Raw genomic sequence first — 22,669 nt, 5'->3', positions numbered from 1 at the left:
TAATGGGATATTAAATAAAAACAGTAATAATACTGTCAGCACAATTAATTTTTGTTGATGTCTTTTTTTCACTATATATTAATTTCAGTTTTAAATATAATAAAAACAGTGCTATAAAAATCTTATAGCACTGTTTTTTATACTAACTATTAATTAATGTTTACTCGCTTCTCCTACTCCAGATGGAATTCTGATATGTTCAACAATATCTTGAACGTCTTGTGGTGGCGGTGGAGTCATTCTAGAAACAACCAATGAAATAACTAAATTGACAAACATGGCAATCGTTCCAAAGCCTTCTGGTGAAATTCCGAACCACCAGCCAGATTTAAGAGCTCCAACTGCTGATTTTCCTCCATCAAATAATCCAAATTTGAATTTCAGCATATACCACACCATTAATGAAAGACCTACTATCATCCCTGTAATAGCACCTTCTTTATTCATTCTTTTATCAAAAATACCAAGTATAATGGCAGGGAAAAATGAAGCAGCAGCTAAACCAAAGGCGAGTGCCACAACAGCCGCCACAAAACCTGGTGGATGTATTCCAAAATAACCAGCAACAACAACTGCTACAGCCGCACTTATACGAGCTGCAATTAATTCACCTTTTTCAGAAATGCTAGGTTTTATAATTTTCTTAATAAGATCATGCGAAATAGAAGATGCAATAACCAATAACAATCCTGCTGCGGTAGATAAAGCTGCGGCTAAACCTCCGGCTCCAACTAAGGCAACAACCCAATTTGGTAAATTTGCAATTTCAGGATTTGCTAAAACCATAATATCACGGTCAATATATAATTCATTTTTAGCCTTATTTGCAACGTATTGTATTTTACCATCACCATTTTTGTCATCAAATTTCAACAAGCCTGTTTTCTCCCAATTACCAAACCACGCAGGCATTTTATCATATTTTTTATTACTTACTGTTTCAATTAAATTTGTTCTTGCAAAAACTGCTACTGCAGGTACCGTTGTATAAAGAATGGCAATAAAAAATAAAGCCCAACCTGCAGAAACTCTAGCATCTTTAACTTTAGGTACTGTGAAAAAACGCACAATAACATGAGGTAAACCAGCTGTACCAACCATTAGTGCAAAAGTTATGGCAAATACATCCATCATACTTTTACTACCTGAAGTATATTCTGTAAAACCTAATTCTCTAGATAATCCATCCAATTTATCCAATAAATAGACCCCATCATGACCAGCACTACCAAAACCTAATTGAGGAATTGGGTTTCCTGTCATTTGAATTGATATAAAAATTGCAGGAACCATAAAAGCAAAAATTAACACACAATATTGTGCTACTTGTGTATAAGTAATTCCTTTCATACCACCTAAAACTGCATAAAATAATACTATTGCCATACCAATATATACTCCAGTATTAATATCTACTTCCAAGTATCTTGAAAATACAATTCCCACACCACGCATTTGCCCTGCAACGTATGTAAATGAAACTATTAAAGCCGCTAAAACAGCAACTACACGTGCGGTATTTGAATAATATCTATCCCCAATAAAATCGGGTACTGTAAATTTTCCAAATTTTCTTAAATATGGTGCTAATAATAATGCTAAAAGCACATAACCACCAGTCCATCCCATTAAATAAACAGCTCCATCATATCCTGTAAAAGATACAATCCCAGCTAAAGAGATAAATGATGCTGCCGACATCCAGTCGGCTGCTGTAGCCATACCATTTAAAACAGGATGTACACCACCTCCAGCTATATAAAATTCTTTTGAAGTTCCTGCTCTTGCCCAAATTGCAACACCTATATATATTGCAAAACTAACTCCAACAAGTATCCAAGTCCATGCTAATATTCCCATAATTTATATTTTTTATAATTATTATTCATCAACTCCATATTTTTTATCCAATTTGTTCATTAATTTTACATAAACGACAATTAAGATAACAAACACGTACATTGACCCTTGTTGTGCAAACCAAAAACCAAGTTTAAAGCCCGCAAATCTGATAGTATTTAATTGATCTACTAAAAAGATTCCAAATACATACGAAACTAAAAACCAAATACTTAACAGTATTGCCAAATATTTAAGGTTTTCTTTCCAGTATGCTTTCATTTTTTCTTTTGACATAATTTAAATTTTTAAAATGCATAAACTGCAGTTACTAATGTTCTAAAATTATTTACGGCATCACCTGAAGAGGTAATACTTTTACCATCCAAATCAATTTTTCCATATTGAGCAGAAGTGTATTCTAATTCAACCCCTAATTTCATTTTTCCTGATTTCCATCCTATTCTTGGTGAAACTCTAAATACGTAATCCATTGTAGGAGCTAAACCATAGATTGGGGTTCCTACAGCAACAGCATCTTTAAAACCGTCATTTTTAGTATATCCTGAGAACAATCCCCATTCAAAATGTTCTTTACTTCCACTTATTTCTCCCCAAACAGAAAATGTTTTATTAGAGGTATAGCCTCCGTTTGTATCTTCAGCCATGCCACTTATTGATAATAAGTCAGACATGTTTTCGCCATATATGCCTTCTAATTTAAAGGTTGCAGCACCTAACTTGGTTTTCATATAACCAATAAATGCTGTATTTGATACATTATCCGCTCCTAAAGCAGGTCTTAAAGTTTTTAAGTTCACTCCAAATCCACCCAAAAATTCTTTTCCTCCAAATTGAAGTTGGGCATGTAGTTGTGGTATTGCAGCATCGCGCACATATTTTGAAGTAGTTCCTATTGGACCTCTACTTGCAAAATCTCGTTCAGAAAAAATTACACCTATAAATCTAATATTACCCTTAGTAGTTATCCTAAACTGAGGATTTCTTGAAAAGGGTTGAAAAGGAACTCCTGTGTTAAAAGAATAAGTTCCTGGAAAGACAGCTGTAACAAACATTGGATGCCAATATTGCCCCAAAATTATATCAATCTTGTCGTTTGATAATTTAATAAATGCATGCCGTAGTCTAAAACTATTAATATTTGCATTTGATTGTCCAAAAAAGGCACCTTCAATAACTCCAGAAGTTTTCATTCCAAAAAAATCTGGACCAGTAATTTTTCCCGTTAGTCTAGTTTGAACTGCAAGAATGTTAAAGTTAGCTTGAGAATTTAAATCGTCACCAGTTGCTATATCGATATTTTCCCCTGAAGGAAATAAAAGAAAGTGACCTTCTCTTGCATTTACTGTTTGACGTGAATCAAACATGTAATCAACCTTAACAAAACCATGCCATTTAATTCCAAATTTTTGGTCAGCATCTTTTGTCTGACCATAACTGTGGTTTATTAATCCCAAAAAAGCGATTAACAATACGGTTAGTTGTTTTTTCATAAGAATAATTGGTTAGTTAATAAATAGATTAATGCTAAAAACAAATTTTTAACACCAACAAGTTGGAAATAATAATGGGAAAAATAAAATTTGATATATATTAGTGTAAATTGATATAGTTAATCTTTAAATCGTTCCCATCTAATTAACATATACTTATCACCAAGTTCGGTAACAATAACACCAGCACCAACAAGATTTTTATTTTCAGAAAAGTATTTTGCTAATTCTGAAGCATTTAAAATTTTATAGGTAGAATGATATTCAAAACTATAAGGACGTTTTATATTATATTTTTTCACCCAATTAATAATACTAACGTGTGAAATACCTAATATTCTTTCAATTTCGCGGTAGGTCAGTCCTTCTAAATAAAGTTGCAATGCCTTATTAACATAATAAGAATCAATTTGTTTTCCAATTTTGTTAACCGTAAAAAAATATCCGCATTTTTTACACTTAAAACGCTGTCTTTCTTTAATAATTCCGCTTTTTACATATTCAGTTGAAGCACAGTTTGGACAAGATTTAATTTTCATATATATTAATTTTGCATAAATATATCAATTTAGCATAATATATTTCTTATAAAAAGAAACTTTTTTTTAACATGTTATCAATTTTAACAACTATTAATTGATTTTTTCTCACTTATAAAGTCTTTAATTTAAAAAATCACAATAATCTATTTAAAACAATATAGAACAAATAAAAATCATTATAATACAATTGTAATATTTATATTTTTTTATGCATTTATTTACATTTACTACAACGTATTCGTAATATTCAAATTATATAATTAACATTTTAAGTATTTTATTAGATATTTGTTAAAATTATTTTACAATGAAAAAACAGGGGCTTTATTTACCAGAATTTGAAAGAGATAATTGTGGAGCAGGATTCATTTGTAATCTAAAAGGCGAAAAATCAAATACAATAATACACGATGCTTTAGAAATATTAATAAATCTTGAGCATAGAGGTGCAGTAAGTTCTGATGGGAAAACTGGTGATGGAGCTGGAATACTTATTGATATTCCTCACGATTTTTTTGTAAAAAATACTTCCTTCAAATTACCTGAACCAAAAGAATATGCCGTAGGAATGGTATTTTTACCTAAAAGAGAGAATCAACTTAATTATTGCAGAAACATATTTGAAAAAGAAATTGAAAATCAAAATTTAGAAGTTTTAGGTTGGAGAAAAGTACCCGTTAACAAAGTGCATCTCGGGAATTTAGCTTCTAAAAACGAGCCTGATATTGAACAAGTTTTTATTGGTAAAAATAATCAAAATTTAAATGACAATCAATTTAATGCCAAGCTTTTCGCCGCTAGAAAAATTGCAGAACATAACATTGAAAACTCAAAATTATCAGATAGAAAAAAATTCTATGTATCCAGTTTATCTATAACTACGGTTATTTACAAAGGATTATTGATTCCTGAAGATATCAGAAATTACTACACGGATTTATTAAATCCAGATGTTGTTACCCGATTAGCATTAGTACATCAACGATTTTCAACAAATACCTTTCCTTCTTGGGATTTGGCTCAACCTTTCAGATTTATGTGCCATAACGGCGAAATAAACACACTTCGTGGTAACGTAAACCGAATGAAAGCTCGTGAAGAATTAATGAAAAGTGACATTTTTGGAGATGATATTAAAAAATTATTTCCTATTATTTTAGAAGGAAAATCCGATTCTGCTACAATGGATATGGTAGTAGAATTATTATTAATGACTGGGCGTTCATTACCCGAAGTTATGATGATGATGGTTCCTGAAGCTTGGGAAAAAGATTCCTATATGAAGGATGATAAAAAAGCATTTTACGAATTTAATTCCTGCATTATGGAACCTTGGGATGGCCCAGCGTCAATCCCGTTTACTGATGGAAATTATATTGGTGCTTTATTAGATAGAAATGGTTTACGTCCGTCAAGATATACCGTTACCAAAAATGGTAATTTAATAATGGCTTCTGAAACAGGTGTTTTAGACATTAAACCTGAAGATGTTTTAAGCCACGGACGCTTAGAACCTGGTAAAATGTTTTTAGTAGATATGAATGAAGGTAGGATTATTAATGATGAAGAAATAAAACAAAAAATAGTTACCAAAAAACCTTATAGAACATGGTTAAATAAAAATTTATTAACCTTAAGTGATATTCCTTATACTGGAAATAAAACGCCCAAAGAAAAAATGGATTTGTTGACACGTCAGAAAATATTTGGATATACTTCTGAAGAAATAAATAATATCATTTTACCAATGGCAACAAAAGGAAAAGAGGTTATTGGCTCTATGGGAAATGATACACCTTTAGCGGTTTTATCTAATCAACCACAATTATTGTATAACTATTTTAAACAATTATTTGCTCAAGTTACAAACCCACCTTTAGATGGAATTCGAGAGGAAATTGTAACTGATTTTAGTTTAGCAATTGGTGGAGATAAAAACATTTTTGAGATCTCAGAAGAGCAGTGTAAAAAACTAAAAATTCAAAATCCTGTTATTTCAAATGCTGATACCGACAAATTAAAAAATATCAATCACCCAGATTTCAAATCAGTTTCTATATCAACATTATACGATATTACAAAAGGATTAAACGGAATTGAATCCGCATTAAAAAATTTGGTTAAGCAAACCTATAAAGCCGTTTCAGAAGGTTGTAATATTATTATTTTATCCGATAGAAATGTAGCTAAAAATAAAGGACCTATCCCCATGCTTCTAGCGTGTTCATATATTGGAAATCAATTAGGTAAACTTGGAAAACGATCTAGCTTTGGAATTGTAATAGAATCGGCTGAACCTCGTGAACCTCATCATTTTGCAACCCTTTTTGGTTATGGAGCAAGTGCCATAAATCCATATATGATTAATGAAATTATTCATCAACAAATCAAAGAAAAAGAAATTACTGGAATTTCTAAAACAGATGCTATTGACAACTTCAATAAAGCAATTGCTAAAGGAGTTTTAAAAATTATGAATAAAATTGGAATTTCAACCTTACATTCTTATCGGGCATCTCAAATTTTTGAAATTTTAGGATTAAGCAGTAAATTTACTGAAGAATATTTTCCAAATACACCATCAAGAATTGAAGGTGTTGGATTATATGAAATTGAAAAAGAAATATTCTTGCGTCACAGAAATGCTTTTCCTTCCAAAGAAATTGCTGGAAGCAAAAGTTTAAAAATTGGTGGAGATTATAGATGGAGAAGAAATGGTGAACAACATATGTTCAATCCCACAACTGTTGCTAAATTACAACAAGCTGTACGAACAAATAGTTACGAAAGCTATGAAGTTTATGCAAAAGCTATCAATCAGCAAAGTAAAAATTTAATGACGCTTCGTGGTTTATTTGAATTTAACAATTTAGATCCTATCCCAATTGAGGAAGTTGAATCTTGGACTGAAATTGTAAAACGATTTAAAACTGGAGCCATGTCTTATGGTTCTATTAGTCAAGAGGCTCATGAAAATTTAGCCATTGCCATGAACCGAATTGGTGGAAAAAGTAATTCTGGTGAAGGTGGAGAAAACAAAAATCGTTTTAGAAAAGATGCCAATGGCGATAGTAGAAACAGTGCCATTAAACAAGTTGCATCGGGTAGATTTGGTGTTTCAACCAATTATTTAACCAATGCAAAAGAAATTCAAATTAAAATGGCTCAAGGTGCAAAACCTGGTGAAGGCGGGCAACTTCCAGGTGAAAAAGTTTTACCTTGGATTGCGGAATGCAGAAAATCCACCCCTTATGTAGGATTAATTTCTCCTCCTCCACATCATGATATTTATTCTATTGAAGATTTAGCACAACTGATTTTCGATTTAAAAAATGCGAATAGAGATGCAAGAATTAACGTTAAGTTAGTTTCAAAAGTTGGCGTTGGAACCATTGCCGCTGGTGTTGCAAAAGCTAAAGCTGATGTAGTCTTAATTTCAGGTTACGATGGCGGTACAGGTGCTGCACCATTAACTTCATTAAAACATACTGGTTTACCTTGGGAATTAGGTATTGCCGAAGCTCAACAAACTTTAGTTTTAAATAATTTAAGAAATAGAATAGTTTTAGAGTGCGACGGACAACTAAAAACTGGACGTGATGTAGCAATTGCATGTCTATTAGGAGCTGAAGAATTTGGTTTTGCCACGGCTCCATTAGTTGCCTCTGGCTGTATTATGATGCGTAAATGTCATTTAAATACTTGTCCGGTTGGTATTGCAACACAAGATCCTGAATTACGTAAAAACTTCAAAGGAACTCCTGAACACGTTATCAATTTCATGTATTTTATAGCTAAAGAATTAAGAGGAATTATGGCTCAATTAGGGTTTAGAACGGTTAACGAAATGGTTGGTCAATCCCAAAAAATAGACGCAAATAAAGCCATTGAACATTATAAAGCACAAGGATTAAATTTAAATTCAATATTGCACAAACCAAAAACTAATAAACCATTATACAATACTGAAAAACAAGATCACGGATTAGAAAATGTTTTGGATTTTGAAATTATTAGAAAAGCTCATCCTGCTATTTATAGAAAAGAAAAAATGGAATATCAATTTCCTATAAAAAACACCGATAGAAGTGTTGGAGCAATTTTAAGTAATGAACTATCAAAAATATATGGCGAAAATGGTTTACCTGAAGATACTCTTAAAATTAAATTTACAGGTTCAGCCGGACAAAGTTTTGGTGCTTTTGCCACCAAAGGACTCACGCTACAAGTTGATGGAAATACCAATGACTATTTAGGAAAAGGATTATCAGGTGCAAAATTAATTATTAAAACACCTGAAGAAGCCACATTTGCTTCAGAAGAAAATATTATTGTAGGAAATGTTTCTCTGTACGGAGCAACCGATGGTGAAGCTTATATTAACGGAATTGCAGGAGAGCGTTTTTGCGTTCGTAATTCTGGTGCTAAAGCTGTAGTTGAAGGTATTGGCGATCACGGATGTGAATATATGACTGGCGGAATTGTAGTCATTTTAGGAAAAACCGGTAGAAATTTTGCTGCAGGTATGAGTGGTGGTATTGCTTATATTTTTGATGATAAAAATAAATTTAGAAATGGGCTATGTAATATGGAAATGGTAGAGTTTGAACCCATTACTCCTAAGGATGAAAAAGAATTAAAGCAATTAATTAAAAATCATTTTAAATATACAAATAGCGAATTAGCTTATAACATTTTAGATCATTGGAAAACCAAACTCCCGCATTTTATAAAAATAATGCCAACAGATTATAAAAAAGCATTAGAAAAAAATGCAATTGAAAAATTAATAAATAAAGAAATATCAGCATAATTATGGGCAAAATTACAGGATTTAAAGAATTTGAAAGAAAAAATGAAGCCTATGTTCCAATAAAAAAAAGAGTTCAAAATTATAAGGAATTCAATATTCCTTTAAAAACTAAGGAAGTAGAACAACAAGGCTCGCGTTGTATGGATTGTGGCGTTCCATTTTGTCACAGCGGATGTCCGTTAGGAAATTTAATTCCCGATTTTAATGATATGGTTCATAAAGGAAAATGGGAAAAAGCATTAGAAATTTTGCATTCCACTAATAATTTTCCAGAATTTACAGGAAGATTATGCCCTGCTCCCTGTGAACAAGCTTGTGTATTAGGAATTATAAAGCCACCTATTACCATAGAGCAACTAGAAAAATATATTGTTGAAAAAGGTTTTAAACAAGGTTGGATTGTAGCTCAACCTCCAACTATTAGAACTGGTAAAAAAATAGCAATTATTGGTTCTGGTCCTGCAGGATTAGCTACGGCACAACAATTAAATAGAGCAGGACATTTAGTATCTGTCTTTGAACGCGATAATGCTATTGGAGGATTATTACGTTATGGAATTCCAAGTTTTAAACTAGAAAAAGAAATTATTGATAGAAGAATTGACCTTTTAAAAGAAGAAGGAATTAAATTTTACACCAACATTAATGTTGGAGTAAATTATTCCATTAAAAAATTAGAAGTATTTGATGCAATTGTACTCTGTGGAGGTGCAACCCAACGTAGAACTATTCCTGTGAAAGGAATTAATAGCAAGGGAGTTATACAAGCGATGACCTTTTTAAAACAACAAAATAAAAGAAATGCTGGTATTACATTTAATGAACAAGATATTTTAGCAACCGATAAAAATGTAATTGTAATTGGCGGTGGAGATACCGGTTCTGATTGCATAGGTACTGCAAATCGTCAGGGAGCAAAAACCGTTACTAATTTTGAAATTATGCCTAAACCTCCAGTTGACAGAGCTGAAACTACACCTTGGCCTTTTTGGCCTTTAAAACTAAAAACCACTTCATCACATGAAGAAGGTTGTGATAGAAACTGGCTTATTTCAACCAAAGAATTTATTGCAGATGAGAACGGTATTTTAAAAGCTTTAAAAACAGTAAATGTTGAATGGATTTATGAATCTGGAAAAAGACCAATATTAAAAGAAATTAAAGGAACTGAAAAAAATTGGCCTTGCGAATTAGTTTTATTAGCTTTAGGATTTACCGGACCAGAAGCCGCTTTAAGCAAACAACTTGGTATAAAAACTGATGCAAGAAGTAATTATATTGGCAACGAATACCAAACCAATATTCCTAACATTTTTACCGCAGGTGATATGCGTAGAGGACAATCTTTAATTGTTTGGGCTATTTCTGAAGGTAGAGAAGCAGCCCGTAAAGTAGATGAATATTTAATGGGATACAGCTGTTTGCCAACCAAGGGCAATGGAGACTTGCCTAGTTTATAACTTACAATATTATTTATTTAACAACATAAAATCCGCAAGTACCATAGCTGCCATAGCCTCTACAATTGGCACAGCTCTTGGAACCACACAAGGATCGTGACGGCCTTTTCCTTGCATTTCTATAATATCTCCCGCTTTATTAATAGTTTGTTGTTTTTGCATTATGGTTGCAACGGGTTTAAAAGCTACCCGAAAATATATGTCCATTCCGTTACTTATACCTCCTTGAATACCACCAGATAAATTTGATTTGGTAGTTCCATCAGTATTAAAAATATCATTATGTTCACTCCCTTTCATTTTAGCTCCACAAAAACCACTTCCATATTCAAAACCTTTTACTGCATTTATAGAAAGCATGGCTTTACCTAATTGTGCGTGTAATTTATCAAAAATAGGTTCACCTAAACCAACAGGGACATTTTGAATTACACAAGTAACTGTTCCACCAATAGTATCTCCTTGTTTTTTTATTTCATTAATTTTAGCAATCATTTTTTCGGCAGTTACTTCATCAGGACAACGAACAATGTTACTTTCAATTTTATCAAAATCTACATCTTGATAAGGTTTTTCCATAAAAACAGTTCCTACGGAAGATGTGAAAGCATTAATTTTTATACTTGGGATAACTTGCTTGGCAACTGCTCCACCAACTACCCAATTGGCAGTTTCACGTGCAGAAGTCCGTCCGCCTCCACGGTAATCTCTATTCCCATATTTTTTATCGTAAGTATAATCGGCATGTGATGGTCGATAAGCATCTTTTATATGAGCATAATCATTGGAACGTTGATGTGTATTTTTTATAATAAAACCAATAGAAGTTCCAGTTGTTTTCCCTTCAAAAATACCAGATAAAAATTGTACTTCATCAGGTTCTTTACGTTGTGTTACTATTTTAGATTGACCAGGTTTCCGTCTATTCATTTCATTTTGAATAGCTTTAAAATCTAATTTAATTCCTGCAGGACAACCATCTATAACACCTCCTATTGCTTCTCCGTGAGATTCTCCAAAAGTGGTTAACGTAAATATTTTTCCAAATGAATTTGCCATATATTTAATTTAAGTAACAAATGTAAATGAAATCAACTAGTAAAACCAAAGTTTTATTGCTAAAATAACAACTGCTAAAATTAGAAATTTTTTCACAAAAGTATCCCCTTTTTTAACTGATAATCTACTTGCAAACCAACCACCCATTGCATTTCCTACTGCTAATTCAAGACCAACTTGCCAATTAATTTTATCATTCAAAGCAAAAATAACAACTGCGGCTAAGGTATAAATCAATGCAACAGTTACTTTAATTGCATTACTTTTTACTAATGAAAAATTATTGACAGAAGATAAAATAAATAGCATTATGAACCCAACTCCAGCTTGTATAAATCCTCCATAAATTCCAACAAAGAAAAATAGAAAAATACTTAACCAAAAGTGTTTACCTGTAGTTTTTTCTAATACATTTTTAATCTTTTTAGTAGAAGTAAAAACCATATACCCAACTACTAAAAGCATTACTACCGACAATATTTTATTAAATACTTCTCCTTTTATATCCACGGCTATTTGTGCACCAATTACAGAACCCACTAAGGCTGATAAACCTACATAAATACTAAAAGGAAATGTTTTAATTCCTTTACTTTTAAAACCTACCGTTGTGAAAATATTTTGAACTACAATTGCCACTCTATTAGTTCCATTAGCAATATTTGGTGGTAATCCAATAAAAATAAGTATTGGTAAAGTCAACAAAGAGCCCCCACCTGCCATAGTATTTATAATACCCGCAAAGAAGCCTACACCAATTAATAGAAGTATTTCAAACACTAAATCCATAAATAAATTAAACTACAAATGTAAATCAAAATTAACTATTATAATTTTTTAAAAAAACACTTAAAATATTTGAGCAAAACAAAAAAGGGTTTTATATTTGCCCACGCTAAAGGAGAATTGGCAGAGTGGTCGAATGCGGCAGTCTTGAAAACTGTTGAGGGTCACACCTCCGGGGGTTCGAATCCCTCATTCTCCGCTAAAAGCCTTGCATTTTATGTGAGGCTTCTTTTTTTACATCACTTTTTTGGACGGTATCTGTTTTCAATATTGGAAGGCAAAACAATGTACTCCAAAACTAGGTTTATAGCTTAGATAGTGTATCCAATTCAAGCATGCTTCAAATTATTCGGTGAAGTGAGAGGGAAGTATTTACATAATTATTTATAATGTAAATATATTAGATTTGATAAAAGAGTAAGGTAAATTACTGAGAGAGCTCACTTAAAGTTAATTTATACCCCTATTTTTTTGGCTTTTAAATCAATCATTTCATGATATTCTAATTTAAGTTCGTCAGATAAGAAACTTAATTCAATAAAATCATGCCATCTCGGTATGAATTTTGACATTTTTTTAAAAATATTACTTATAGCTTTATCATTAATTTTTGCTTTCTTCATTGCCTCTTCAAAGTCTTTAAGTTTCAACTTTTTCTTTTTTCCGTTCAAATTTAATGCTAGTTCTTCATCATCTCCTTCAACTACCAACTCTGAAGCGACTAAATCATAGGCAGGGCATAAATTGTAATTCTCATCCTTTAAAAGTGAAAAGTTTTTTAAGTGCATATCATTATTTCCTGTAAGAAAACTAAACAAAACTAATTCATAAAAATTAACAACATCTAAACCTGGGTTCTCGGAATATTTAATTATCACTTTAGCGATTTGCTCATATGAGCCTTTGTATTTATGTTCTGTTAATCGTTCAGTCAATTGACACATGTCCTCCATATGAAATTTTCTACCTTTAGCCCTATCTATCCTTTTCGTTATGTATGCCAATTGACCAGATTTTAAACGAATTAATGAATGTTTAACTGTTTTAATTTTAGTTATTTCAGCAAGATGCATTGTCAAATCTTCTATCTCTGGAAGATTTTTATATGTTTCTGTTTGTGGTTTTAATATATATTCGCCTAATACTCCAACTATAGTAAATCGTTCAATAGTATTGTTTTCTTTAAATTTCTGAACGCCTAGAGACAGTTTAGGCTGTACCCCGGTAATTGTCTTTTGACTCTTTATAACTTGTTCTGCTAACTTCATTATATCCCCTTCAGCATAAGGAAAATTAGGTGGAATTTCTTTTCCAAACATTTTCTTACTGCACGAAACATGGTAACCCAATTTATTGGCTGGAAAACCCTCGTCCCTCTTGTTTAATTCTTTATAGCAATAAAAACACCTATTCATTTTCTATTGGATAAACAGAAACTGCCCCTATACAATCTCTACAAGTTACTAGTAAAATACTCATTCTATCTCGAACATTAATTTTCCAATTTTTTTCAGCAATATCTAACAACCATCCTTCAGGTATTAAGCCATCAAAGAATGGAAATAAAACCTTATTATTATAGGTGCTATCCGTTAGTGGCAATGTCAAGCTAATAGGCTCAGAATTCCTCATTTTTAAATATTCTTTTTCATATTGAAAATGGTACCCTTCATCATCTTCAATAAGTATCCCCGCCAAAAAGTCGTACATATATATCTTAGCTCGTTTCATCTAATAAAGTATTTCTGTTTAATTGAACTGCCCCCAATTGATATCCAAATAACTTTAAAACTTGATTTACCTTGTCCAATCTTAATGTAATTTTCCCTCTTTCTAACTCCCTAACAAACCTTAAGCCAACTCCAGATTTATCAGAAAGTTCTACTTGAGTTAATCTTAAAGATTTTCTTTTTGCTCTAACAAATTCATTTAAATCTAAATTTTTCATATTATTTTATACCTTACAGGGTACAAATATAGCAATTATTTTTAAATATATACCCGAATGGGTATAAAAATATTTGAAAGGCATTAAATAATACCTGAATGGGTATAAAATAAGGATAATGAATCATTAATATACCCTTAAGGGTATTGTTTAAGAAATCTAAATGGTATCCTTGAATTCAACCAGATAAGTTCCTATTCTTAACTGTCTATAAATACACACTATTAAAATATTTGAATTACCTTTATAAAATCTTCAAAAAAAGTATATTTGATAAATAAAGTTCTTTAAAACCAACAAGCAATAGTTCAGTTACCCTATACGTTACCCTAAAATATAGTACAACTGTAAGCTCAATGTTTGTAATGCATCCATAGAACTTCAAAATCTACTTAAAGTCGCATTTGACAGTTACCTTATGTGTTACCCCTAGTAAGTTTAAAAAATTATAGGTATAGCTCACCAAAACTTTGATTATGGCTCATTTCCACATCTAATTGAGCTTTATTTTAAAATATTGTGAGCTACAAATACGATAATAAAAATAATATTGAGCTCATTAATGTTTAATTTAAAGCTCAAATTGTTAATTTTTTGAGCTATATTTATATTTTAAATGAGCTACAAAATATAAATTTGTATAATTATGTTAGATTTTAAAAGTAAAAAAACACTTGAATTTGTAAAATTAAATCCTTCAATTTCATCTAAAGAAGTTTTTGATGGTTTAGATATTGAAATAGGGTATGCCACTGTAAAACGGATTTTATCAAAATTAATAGAAAAAAATCTTATTTCAATAACTGGAAAAGGAAAAGGAAGAAAATACTTAATTAGTTCAACATATAATTTATTTTATCCCGTTGATTTAAATAATTATTTTGAAAAAGAAATAGATGAGCGAAAAATATTAGATAGTTTCAATTTTGACTTACTAAAAAACACATTAAATAAGGTAAACATTTTTACTACGGAAGAGTTAAAAATGCTTCAAAAACTTCAAAAAAAATATAAAGAAAATATTTCAAATTTATCGAAAATTGAATACAATAATGAACTTGAACGATTAGCAATTGACTTAAGTTGGAAATCATCTCAAATAGAAGGAAACACTTATTCTCTTTTAGAAACTGAACGTTTATTAAAAGAAAAAGAAACTGCATCTGGAAAATCAAAAGATGATGCGATAATGCTTCTAAATCATAAAAAAACGCTAGATTTTATAATTAATGATAAAAACTATGTAATCCCTTTAATAACATCAAGGATTGAAGATATTCATAGTTTATTAATAAAAGACCTTGGAATAGAGCGTAATATTAGAAAACGAAGAATTGGTATTTCTGGAACAAATTACAAACCTTTAGATAATGAATATCAAATTAAAGAAGCACTAACAGATATGTGTAATTTGGTAAACGATAAAGAAAACGTATTTGAAAAAGCATTACTTACGCTTGTTTTACTTTCTTACATACAAGCATTTGGTGATGGAAATAAAAGAACTGCAAGAATAATTAGCAATGCCATACTTATAAATAATAATTACTGCCCAATTTCATTTAGAACAATTGACTCCATTGAGTATAAAAAAGCAATGTTATTATTTTATGAGCAAAATAATATTACTGCATTTAAATCTATTTTTATAAATCAGTTTGAATTTGCAGTTAACACTTATTTCTAATCAATTATAGAATTTTTTTTGCTTTCATAACCTTTTTTACTTTTACAACTGTAGTTGTTGAACATTTTGCTACTTCAGCTATATCTCTTATTGCTAATACTTAATTTAATTAGTAATTTCGTAGCACAAAAATACTTGTAGTGAAAAACACAAATGATATTTCTATAAACCTAAATAAGTTCATCAGCAGTACTGGGATTTGCTCACGTAGAGAAGCTGAAAAATTAATAATTAGTGGTCAAGTTTCCATTAACGGTAAACCAACTCAATTAGGTAATCGTGTATTTGATGGTGATGAAATTAGAATTAATGGAAAACTTTTACAAGCAAAGCCAAAAACATTATACATTGCTTTTAATAAGCCTATTGGAATTGTATGCACTACAGATTCAAAAGAAAAAAATAACATAATAAGCTATATAAATTACCCTAAACGGCTTTTTCCTATTGGAAGGTTAGATAAACCTTCTGAAGGATTAATTTTTTTAACAAATGATGGTGATATTGTAAATAAAATTTTACGTGCTGGCAACAATCATGAAAAAGAATATGTGGTAACTGTTAATCAAAAAATTACAGATTCTTTTATTCAAAAAATGAGGAATGGAATTCCTATTTTGGGTACAGTTACCAAAAAATGTTTAGTTGAAAAATTAAATAATTATACTTTCAAAATTACATTAACCCAAGGTTTAAACCGGCAAATTAGAAGGATGTGCGACTATTTAAACTATACTGTTTCTAAACTAAAACGCACCCGGATTATGAATGTGAATTTAGGAAAGTTAAAAATTGGTGATTGGCGTGAATTAACCAGTGAAGAAATGCAACAAATAAATAGTATGATTGCAACTTCATCTAAAACGGAAGAAGCTTCTAAAGATAATAGTAAAAAGAAAAGTAATTTTAAACGAAATACTGAGTTCACTTCAAAAAGAAGAAAATTTAAACGATAAGAATTACTGGCTATCAAATGGAAAATGAGATGCTGAAACAAGCCTGCCTTGCTGGTAGGCAGGTTCCGCATGACGCTGTTCTTTATTACTACTAATTACAGATAATCGTATTTATTTTAATTCAATTTTATATTTCCCATCGTTATCTATAAAAACTTTTCCGTCTTTACTTTTTTCAATAACTTGATATATTAAAGAAACACCTGTATATTTTTGAAATAATTTATCAACTATTTCTTTATTTTTTAAATCAATTAAGGAATAAAGTTCTTCAACTCGTGAGCCATCACCTTGGGTATTATTCGGAATATAATGTAATATAGCCCAATTTGTATTTTTTACCCAATCAACCATAGTAAAAACTGATGTTGTATCTTTACAAATAATTACCCCTTTTTTATCTGCATAATCAGCTAACAGAATATTATCATCATTTATATATACATCTTTAATTTGATTATATTTATTAGGATATTCTGTAACAAATCTATCATTAAAAAATATTTCTGAAATACAAATATCATCATATTTATTTCCTTTATAAACATCTTCTATCTCTAATTTTATGATAAATGAGGGTGTAAATACAGTCTGCTGGTCAGCTTTTAATCTTTCATAATTTTTACCGGAAAAAGAGCTACAATCTTTTAAGCTTTTCTTTTGAAAATCTAGCAGGCCATTTTTATCTAAATTTAAAGGAATAGATTGTACTCCAAAAGTGTCTTTTAACACAATATTATTTAAAACAGGATATCTTTTAATAAGATATAAATTAGCTACTTCAGTACTACAACCACTAGGATAGAATGCCGAGAATATAGCTATTTTAAGTTTTTTTGGACGGGTATTTTTATAATAAAGTGCTTCACTTTTACCATATCCAGAAAAAATATTTAGTATAATTTTATCAAGATTGATTTGGGTTGGTAATTTAACATAGAGTGCAGAATGTTTACCTGTTTTAGCATAACCAACTACCCAACAAGTTTTTAAATAACCATCAAATAAGTTCACAGAAGGATATTGTGATGATTTTTGTGGATTGAAAAAATCCTTTATGTCATCAGACATAAATTCAACATAGTTATTAAAATCACTTTTATCCAGTAGATAAAGTTCCTGCATTTTATTATTCTCTTGTGCTGATAAAGTATTGGGTGAAAAAAAACAGAATATTAAAATAGCAGCTAACAAAATAGAGAACGATTTTGACTTTTTCAGCTTTTTATAGCTCTTTATTAAATAGCCAAAAAATAGCATCAACAAAGTAAAAATAATTACTATTAAAAGAAAACTTTTAGAAAAAGATAATCCCTCTGTTATTATAGCTGAAATAAAAATTAAAAAAACAACTATTAAAAGGATGTAACTCTCAATATATTTAAAATTTAACGCCCATTGTTTCTTTTTAAAAAAAGCTATAGTTACAATAAGGTGTAAAATGAAAATTAATAAACTGAATATTGCATAATAAACACCATACTCGCTGGTTTCAACTACCTTTTTTGGTGTTAAAAAGCTAACAACAAAGTAAGCCGCTATTATAAACAATAAGCCCAACCCAACTATTTGAAAAACTTTTAAAAATTTAAGTATTCCGTTATTGTTTGTGCTAATATGCTTTTTTGAAATTTGTTTATTTGAATTTGGAGCAATATTATCATCTATTATTGGGGTATTTTTCTTTTTACACTTATTGTGTTTTTTTGTTTTTTTACATACAAAACATGATGCAAGCAAAAGAATACTAATTGCTATAATATATATCCATAATTCCGTAGCGTTATGTAAAATTAGCCCAATTAACGTTCCTGAAATCCCTAAAAAAACGGGGAAAATATATTTCTTTTTATGATTTTTACGGATTAAGCGGATTGATATAACAGAAAATATAAGTAGCGGTATGGTTATAACATAAGACATTAATATTATTAATCCTCCAAGAAATGACCATCCATCTCCAATAAAATATTTTATAGCTTCATAAGCAATATAGAGATTTAAAAAGACTAAAATACCGAAAGAAATAAAAGACATGATTAATAAAAACCAACACTCTTTTGCTTCTTTAGTAAAAGGTTTAAATTGTTTTTTTAAAGAAATCAAATGAATACTCTTTTGTTATAAATTAACTATTTATTATTTAATGCTTCTACTGCTTCAATTGATATTTTTATCAAACCAGCTTTGTTGATTATCCTTTTATTTTTCTCTATATTTTTTACGTCTTCTGCTGTTAATCCATTTTCATTATATATATCAGCAGTGCTGTTACAAGCTTTTTCATATTCTTCCTTGCTATAAAGTTTTTTTATAGTTTTTAAAATTCCCAACTCATTTGGAAATCCTACTACTATTTTATACAAACCTGAAAATAAATAAATGTCATCTTTGCCTGCCTGATAATCTTTATATCCTTGATTTTTAAAGAATGTTTCTAAATTATCCTTGCTCAAAGGTCTATTCTTTATTGTTTTTTTAAACGCATCAAAAGCATTGCATGTTTTTGAGATTCGCTCCCAGTCTGCTGTTGAAAATTTATTTTCTTTAGCTTTAAAATCAATATCTTTTAAATATTCATCTTTGGCATATTTATAAACTTGATCTTTTTTTTGATTTTGTTTTAATTGATTTGTTTTTTCTGTTGTTTTTTTCTCTTTGTTAGATGAATTACTATTCGCACTATCTCCACAAGAAAAAAATGCAAAAGTTGAAAACACAATTAAAATTAATGTTACTTTTTTCATTTTTAATTATCTATTTAAGATATTATTTAAGTAAAGTTATTAGGTTAAATTTATTCTTTACGTCTTTAATAATTTTTAAAAATCAACTATTATTTTTTAGTATAAGAAACTTTTCCGGCGTTGCCTGTTGTAGTTAAAGTGTTTCCATTAATAACAAATCCCATTTCATATCTGTGCATATCAATAAACAGGCTGTCACCTTTTATGCGATAGGTGGTGTTGGCTACTCCTGCAAAACTTACAGAATCCTTGGTAAATGTCATTTTAGTATTTCCTATCAAATCCTTATTCCAATGTTCTGTACAAACATAGTCGCCAGATAAGCTTTGAGTTTTTGTTACTTTGACTTTTGTGATACCTTTTTCTTTTGTGTTTAATTTTTCATTTTTTTTCTGACTTTGATTACAAGATTGGGCAAACATCATAATTGTAATTGTAAACAAGGCTAATGTTACTTTTTTCATTTTTAAAATTCTTTTATTAATTAATATATATCTTACTCTTTGTGCATTTTGACTCTTTAACCATACTATCAGATCTGTTCGAATAATTTTTGATAAAAATTGCATCGAGAAGTTGTTTTTAAATAAAAAACCTATTCTTGATACTAATTTTAAGCCTAAAAAGGTTAAAATTCACTCGAATTGACGAAATTTTATCATAATGCAACGGGTATATCTTATACTATTTGCAGCAATCTGCTATATTATTTATTGTTCAACAATTTCTACTCTTCGGTTTTTAGCTTTTCCTGTATCTGTAGCATTACTAGCTACTGGTGCTGTTGAACCATCTCCATAGGCTTTTAAACGATTAACTTCAATGCCGTAATTATTTACTAGCACATCCTTTACTGCTTTAGCACGTTCTAGTGATAATTTTATATTTGCATCAAAATCTCCAACATTATCTGTATGACCTACAATTAAAATTTTTATATCAGGATTGTTATTTAAATATTCTGCAATATTTTTTATAGCTTCTGTAGATTCAGGTTTTATTTCAGATTTTGCGGTATCAAAATGAATATCATAAATAGCTATATGACCTTTGGAAGTAATGCCTTTTGATATGTTTTTTGCAGTTACTTTTCCTGTTTCTGCGGCTTCAACTTCAATAATATCTTGGGTAATAAAAGTTGTATTTGTAAAATCGCTTATTACTTCAACAATGTAAATATCTTTTCCATCATTAGTTGTTTTGGCAATAATTATTGCTTTATGATTTCCAATAGGATTATATGCAAATCCAAACTTATCTAATTTAAGATTACCATAATAGTCGCCTTGAAAACTAGCTGGACCTTCTTCAAAATCTTCTCCAGGTTTTCCTTCTAATAATATTTTATATCCATTTTTTTTGAAAGCAGTTTCGTAGTTTTTCATTATGTAGGATGGGTTATTATCTGGAGCAACTGAATATTGCCAACGCATAATTTTTCCTTCTAAAATAAGTGGAGTTTTATAATTTGGCTCCTTAGTATTATCTTTAAAAACGGGCAACTTGTAGGTATCCCATTTAGTTGCTTTATAATATTGAATTATAGAGCCTTCAAATCTTGAAACTAAAGGATAGTCTTTTGCTCCTTTAATATCTGTTTTTCTTTGTGCAAAAATAGTTGTACTTGTTAATGCTATTAGCATTATTGCCGTAAAAATTGATTTTGTTTTCATTTTTATTTGTACTTAATATATAATAATATCTATTTATTTTTTTACTTTTTCATAAACCCACTTACTATCTTGATCAGGATAAACTATAATTAACTTTCCATTTTGTAAGAATGGACTATTTTCAAAAAACTTAGATACAATTTTTTTATCTTTTATTTGGTATGAACCCACTTTTTGTGCTACCTCACTTCCATCAGGTAATGGCATCTTCGAAAAAATTGAATTATCATCTTTAAAAACAAGACGTGCCTGCATTTTAGCAATATTATCCATATGAGTGTCTCCATCTGTAATGTCAATACATTTCCATTCTCCTATTATATCAGATTTGGCAATTGTTTGATGAGTACTTATTTCTTTTTTATCTTTCTTTTGTTTTGAATTATTACAAGACCATGACAGAACTGTGGAAATAATTAGAATTATTGTTGTTGCTTTTTTCATTACTTTATTTTTGTTTTATTTATAATTATATATGATTTTTCTTAATTGATATAAATAATTTTTGCTAATCTTTAACCCAATCACAATAAACACCATCTACAGTACTATACTGAAAAGAATTAGTGGTTTTATTAAATGTTAAAGTAGCTTCATTACAATTGTTTTTTCTTACAAAAGTATCTTCTGATCTTCTAATCCAAATAAATTGTTTTCCGTTAATTGTTTGAATAACAATATCTCTTCCTGTTTCGTCTTTTGAGGTATTTAAATTCAATCTAATATTTCCGCAATTTGAAACATAATCGCCATTTATCATTTTAGGAGTTAGCCTTAAATCATACCTTGATAAATCCTCAAATATCTTTGTAAAAGTGTTAGTAATTAAAGGAATATCGCCTCGCAAAACTCTAAATGAAGTTTCTTGAGTATAAATATCTCCTTTTCTTATAACGTAAATAGCTTCATTATCGGTAGTTATTAAATCCGTAAATTCTCCTTTTATAGAAGCTCCATTTCCAAAAAGACCAGTTGAATTTCTTACTTTTATTCTTGTAAATCCAGAGTCTCCTGATTGAGTTGCAGTTACATGACCTTCTCTAGCACTTTTAGCCATAGGGGCAGTATAAAATTTATCTGTATTACTTTTATTAATTGCATTTACTATTAATATGTATTTATCTTTTTTAGAAGAATGTCCTTTAAGAAGTAACTGATAGGTAATTTCAACACTATCTTTTACCGCTATTCTTTTTTCTTGTTGACTTATTAATTTGGTAAATGAAATTAAGGTAATAATCAAAAAAAGTTTTGTTTTCATAAGATTCGAGATAATTAAAATTTATTATAAATTATTTAATTGTTTTTAATTCTCAATAGTCAAAATCTAATTTGTTCTAATTTTAAAATTATTTTGATTTATATAAAAAAGGGTGAAGTTTTTTTCCGTTCCTAATCAATCCTAATCCTTACCTTCAGAAGTTTTTAAATAAATTATTAGAATAAATCAAATATATATACTTTTTATGAAAATTATTATGATAATTATCAGACACTTTATTTTATTTGTAATAACACCAGGGCAAACTCACACTTTTTCTTTGATAAAAGCTAGATAATCAGTTGATTTATAGTTGTCAAAGTTATTAATTATTTGTATATTATACTGATAATCAATAATTTACATCAATGACATCAAGTAGTA

The 22,669-nt window shown here is 29.6% G+C and carries 19 protein-coding genes and 1 tRNA gene; 5 read left to right on the top strand and 15 right to left on the bottom strand.

Going from position 1 to position 22,669, the window contains the following annotated elements; translation table 11 throughout:
• Positions 1–153: 153 nt before the first annotated feature.
• The 4 genes from L3J60_RS09875 to L3J60_RS09860 form a co-directional block, all read right to left on the bottom strand.
• Complete coding sequence (locus L3J60_RS09875) at positions 154–1,860, bottom strand: sodium:solute symporter family protein (RefSeq protein ID WP_291975346.1); 1,707 nt, start codon at positions 1,858–1,860, stop codon at positions 154–156.
• A gap of 21 nt (positions 1,861–1,881) precedes the next feature.
• A complete protein-coding gene (locus tag L3J60_RS09870) occupies positions 1,882–2,136 on the bottom strand; it encodes a DUF4212 domain-containing protein (RefSeq protein ID WP_291975345.1) in 255 nt (84 codons plus the stop codon).
• Between the two features lie 11 nt (positions 2,137–2,147).
• Entirely contained in the window at positions 2,148–3,353 is a 1,206-nt protein-coding gene (locus L3J60_RS09865; protein WP_291975344.1) for a hypothetical protein, read from the bottom strand.
• A gap of 119 nt (positions 3,354–3,472) precedes the next feature.
• The gene (locus L3J60_RS09860) at positions 3,473–3,892 is read right to left on the bottom strand and encodes a helix-turn-helix domain-containing protein (RefSeq protein WP_291975343.1); all 420 of its coding nucleotides are present in this window, start codon (positions 3,890–3,892) and stop codon (positions 3,473–3,475) included.
• 310 nt (positions 3,893–4,202) lie between these two features.
• Here L3J60_RS09860 and gltB point away from each other — a divergent pair, with 310 nt between their 5' ends.
• Positions 4,203–8,708: a glutamate synthase large subunit gene (gene gltB, locus L3J60_RS09855; RefSeq protein WP_291975342.1), complete on the top strand. Its 4,506-nt coding sequence runs from the start codon at positions 4,203–4,205 to the stop codon at positions 8,706–8,708.
• Between the two features lie 2 nt (positions 8,709–8,710).
• Complete coding sequence (locus tag L3J60_RS09850; protein ID WP_291975341.1) at positions 8,711–10,168, top strand: glutamate synthase subunit beta; 1,458 nt, start codon at positions 8,711–8,713, stop codon at positions 10,166–10,168.
• Positions 10,169–10,177: 9 nt separating this feature from the next.
• Here L3J60_RS09850 and aroC read toward each other — a convergent pair whose 3' ends face one another.
• Both aroC and L3J60_RS09840 read right to left on the bottom strand, forming a co-directional pair.
• Positions 10,178–11,227, bottom strand: a complete 1,050-nt coding sequence (gene aroC, locus L3J60_RS09845) for a chorismate synthase (RefSeq protein ID WP_291975340.1) — start codon at positions 11,225–11,227, stop codon at positions 10,178–10,180.
• Between the two features lie 36 nt (positions 11,228–11,263).
• Complete coding sequence (locus tag L3J60_RS09840; RefSeq protein ID WP_291975339.1) at positions 11,264–12,016, bottom strand: sulfite exporter TauE/SafE family protein; 753 nt, start codon at positions 12,014–12,016, stop codon at positions 11,264–11,266.
• Positions 12,017–12,127: 111 nt separating this feature from the next.
• Between L3J60_RS09840 and L3J60_RS09835 the strand changes: the two genes are divergently transcribed.
• Positions 12,128–12,212, top strand: a tRNA-Ser gene (locus L3J60_RS09835).
• Between the two features lie 256 nt (positions 12,213–12,468).
• Here the strand turns inward: L3J60_RS09835 and L3J60_RS09830 are convergent.
• The 3 genes from L3J60_RS09830 to L3J60_RS09820 form a co-directional block, all read right to left on the bottom strand.
• Positions 12,469–13,332 carry a HipA domain-containing protein gene (locus tag L3J60_RS09830; protein WP_291975338.1) on the bottom strand — a complete coding sequence of 288 codons (864 nt, stop codon included), beginning with the start codon at positions 13,330–13,332 and terminating at the stop codon, positions 12,469–12,471.
• An 88-nt stretch (positions 13,333–13,420) separates the two neighbouring features.
• Positions 13,421–13,744, bottom strand: coding sequence for a HipA N-terminal domain-containing protein (locus L3J60_RS09825; RefSeq protein WP_291975337.1), 324 nt, complete (start codon positions 13,742–13,744; stop codon positions 13,421–13,423).
• Positions 13,731–13,961, bottom strand: coding sequence for a helix-turn-helix transcriptional regulator (locus L3J60_RS09820; RefSeq protein WP_291975336.1), 231 nt, complete (start codon positions 13,959–13,961; stop codon positions 13,731–13,733). The genes L3J60_RS09825 and L3J60_RS09820 overlap by 14 nt, the downstream gene beginning before the upstream one ends.
• A 646-nt stretch (positions 13,962–14,607) precedes the next feature.
• Between L3J60_RS09820 and L3J60_RS09815 the strand changes: the two genes are divergently transcribed.
• Positions 14,608–15,648: a Fic family protein gene (locus L3J60_RS09815; protein ID WP_291975335.1), complete on the top strand. Its 1,041-nt coding sequence runs from the start codon at positions 14,608–14,610 to the stop codon at positions 15,646–15,648.
• Positions 15,649–15,788: 140 nt separating this feature from the next.
• Positions 15,789–16,604 (top strand): 23S rRNA pseudouridine(2604) synthase RluF, encoded by an 816-nt coding sequence (rluF, locus tag L3J60_RS09810; protein ID WP_291975334.1) that lies wholly within the window; start codon positions 15,789–15,791, stop codon positions 16,602–16,604.
• Positions 16,605–16,715: 111 nt separating this feature from the next.
• Here the strand turns inward: rluF and L3J60_RS09805 are convergent, their stop codons facing one another.
• The 6 genes from L3J60_RS09805 to L3J60_RS09780 all read right to left on the bottom strand — a co-directional run bounded on the left by L3J60_RS09805 (position 16,716) and on the right by L3J60_RS09780 (position 22,285).
• Positions 16,716–18,710 carry a hypothetical protein gene (locus tag L3J60_RS09805; protein WP_291975333.1) on the bottom strand — a complete coding sequence of 665 codons (1,995 nt, stop codon included), beginning with the start codon at positions 18,708–18,710 and terminating at the stop codon, positions 16,716–16,718.
• Between the two features lie 26 nt (positions 18,711–18,736).
• Complete coding sequence (locus L3J60_RS09800; RefSeq protein WP_291975332.1) at positions 18,737–19,351, bottom strand: hypothetical protein; 615 nt, start codon at positions 19,349–19,351, stop codon at positions 18,737–18,739.
• A gap of 89 nt (positions 19,352–19,440) precedes the next feature.
• Positions 19,441–19,815 carry a hypothetical protein gene (locus L3J60_RS09795; protein ID WP_291975330.1) on the bottom strand — a complete coding sequence of 125 codons (375 nt, stop codon included), beginning with the start codon at positions 19,813–19,815 and terminating at the stop codon, positions 19,441–19,443.
• 246 nt (positions 19,816–20,061) lie between these two features.
• Positions 20,062–21,024 carry an OmpA family protein gene (locus L3J60_RS09790; RefSeq protein WP_291975329.1) on the bottom strand — a complete coding sequence of 321 codons (963 nt, stop codon included), beginning with the start codon at positions 21,022–21,024 and terminating at the stop codon, positions 20,062–20,064.
• Between the two features lie 33 nt (positions 21,025–21,057).
• Positions 21,058–21,468 (bottom strand): hypothetical protein, encoded by a 411-nt coding sequence (locus L3J60_RS09785; RefSeq protein ID WP_291975328.1) that lies wholly within the window; start codon positions 21,466–21,468, stop codon positions 21,058–21,060.
• Positions 21,469–21,532: 64 nt separating this feature from the next.
• Positions 21,533–22,285, bottom strand: a complete 753-nt coding sequence (locus tag L3J60_RS09780) for a hypothetical protein (RefSeq protein ID WP_291975327.1) — start codon at positions 22,283–22,285, stop codon at positions 21,533–21,535.
• Positions 22,286–22,669 lie beyond the last annotated feature (384 nt).

This window comes from Lutibacter sp. (assembly GCF_021647475.1).
Lineage (GTDB): Bacteria > Bacteroidota > Bacteroidia > Flavobacteriales > Flavobacteriaceae > Lutibacter.
Note: the sequence above shows the minus strand (reverse complement) of the source record. Positions and strands in the feature narration are given on the sequence as shown.

Bases quoted from the DNA above. Each gene is read 5' to 3' on its own strand.
- L3J60_RS09865 (WP_291975344.1), bottom strand. From the start codon at position 3,353: ATGAAAAAACAACTAACCGTATTGTTAATCGCTTTTTTGGGATTAATA.
- gltB (WP_291975342.1), top strand. From the start codon at position 4,203: ATGAAAAAACAGGGGCTTTATTTACCAGAATTTGAAAGAGATAATTGT.
- L3J60_RS09795 (WP_291975330.1), bottom strand. From the start codon at position 19,815: ATGAAAAAAGTAACATTAGCCTTGTTTACAATTACAATTATGATGTTT.
- aroC (WP_291975340.1), bottom strand. From the start codon at position 11,227: ATGGCAAATTCATTTGGAAAAATATTTACGTTAACCACTTTTGGAGAA.
- L3J60_RS09815 (WP_291975335.1), top strand. From the start codon at position 14,608: ATGTTAGATTTTAAAAGTAAAAAAACACTTGAATTTGTAAAATTAAAT.
- L3J60_RS09850 (WP_291975341.1), top strand. From the start codon at position 8,711: ATGGGCAAAATTACAGGATTTAAAGAATTTGAAAGAAAAAATGAAGCC.
- L3J60_RS09875 (WP_291975346.1), bottom strand. From the start codon at position 1,860: ATGGGAATATTAGCATGGACTTGGATACTTGTTGGAGTTAGTTTTGCA.
- L3J60_RS09790 (WP_291975329.1), bottom strand. From the start codon at position 21,024: ATGAAAACAAAATCAATTTTTACGGCAATAATGCTAATAGCATTAACA.
- L3J60_RS09860 (WP_291975343.1), bottom strand. From the start codon at position 3,892: ATGAAAATTAAATCTTGTCCAAACTGTGCTTCAACTGAATATGTAAAA.
- L3J60_RS09830 (WP_291975338.1), bottom strand. From the start codon at position 13,332: ATGTTTGGAAAAGAAATTCCACCTAATTTTCCTTATGCTGAAGGGGAT.
- L3J60_RS09785 (WP_291975328.1), bottom strand. From the start codon at position 21,468: ATGAAAAAAGCAACAACAATAATTCTAATTATTTCCACAGTTCTGTCA.
- L3J60_RS09820 (WP_291975336.1), bottom strand. From the start codon at position 13,961: ATGAAAAATTTAGATTTAAATGAATTTGTTAGAGCAAAAAGAAAATCT.
- L3J60_RS09840 (WP_291975339.1), bottom strand. From the start codon at position 12,016: ATGGATTTAGTGTTTGAAATACTTCTATTAATTGGTGTAGGCTTCTTT.
- L3J60_RS09800 (WP_291975332.1), bottom strand. From the start codon at position 19,351: ATGAAAAAAGTAACATTAATTTTAATTGTGTTTTCAACTTTTGCATTT.
- L3J60_RS09870 (WP_291975345.1), bottom strand. From the start codon at position 2,136: ATGTCAAAAGAAAAAATGAAAGCATACTGGAAAGAAAACCTTAAATAT.
- L3J60_RS09825 (WP_291975337.1), bottom strand. From the start codon at position 13,744: ATGAAACGAGCTAAGATATATATGTACGACTTTTTGGCGGGGATACTT.
- L3J60_RS09780 (WP_291975327.1), bottom strand. From the start codon at position 22,285: ATGAAAACAAAACTTTTTTTGATTATTACCTTAATTTCATTTACCAAA.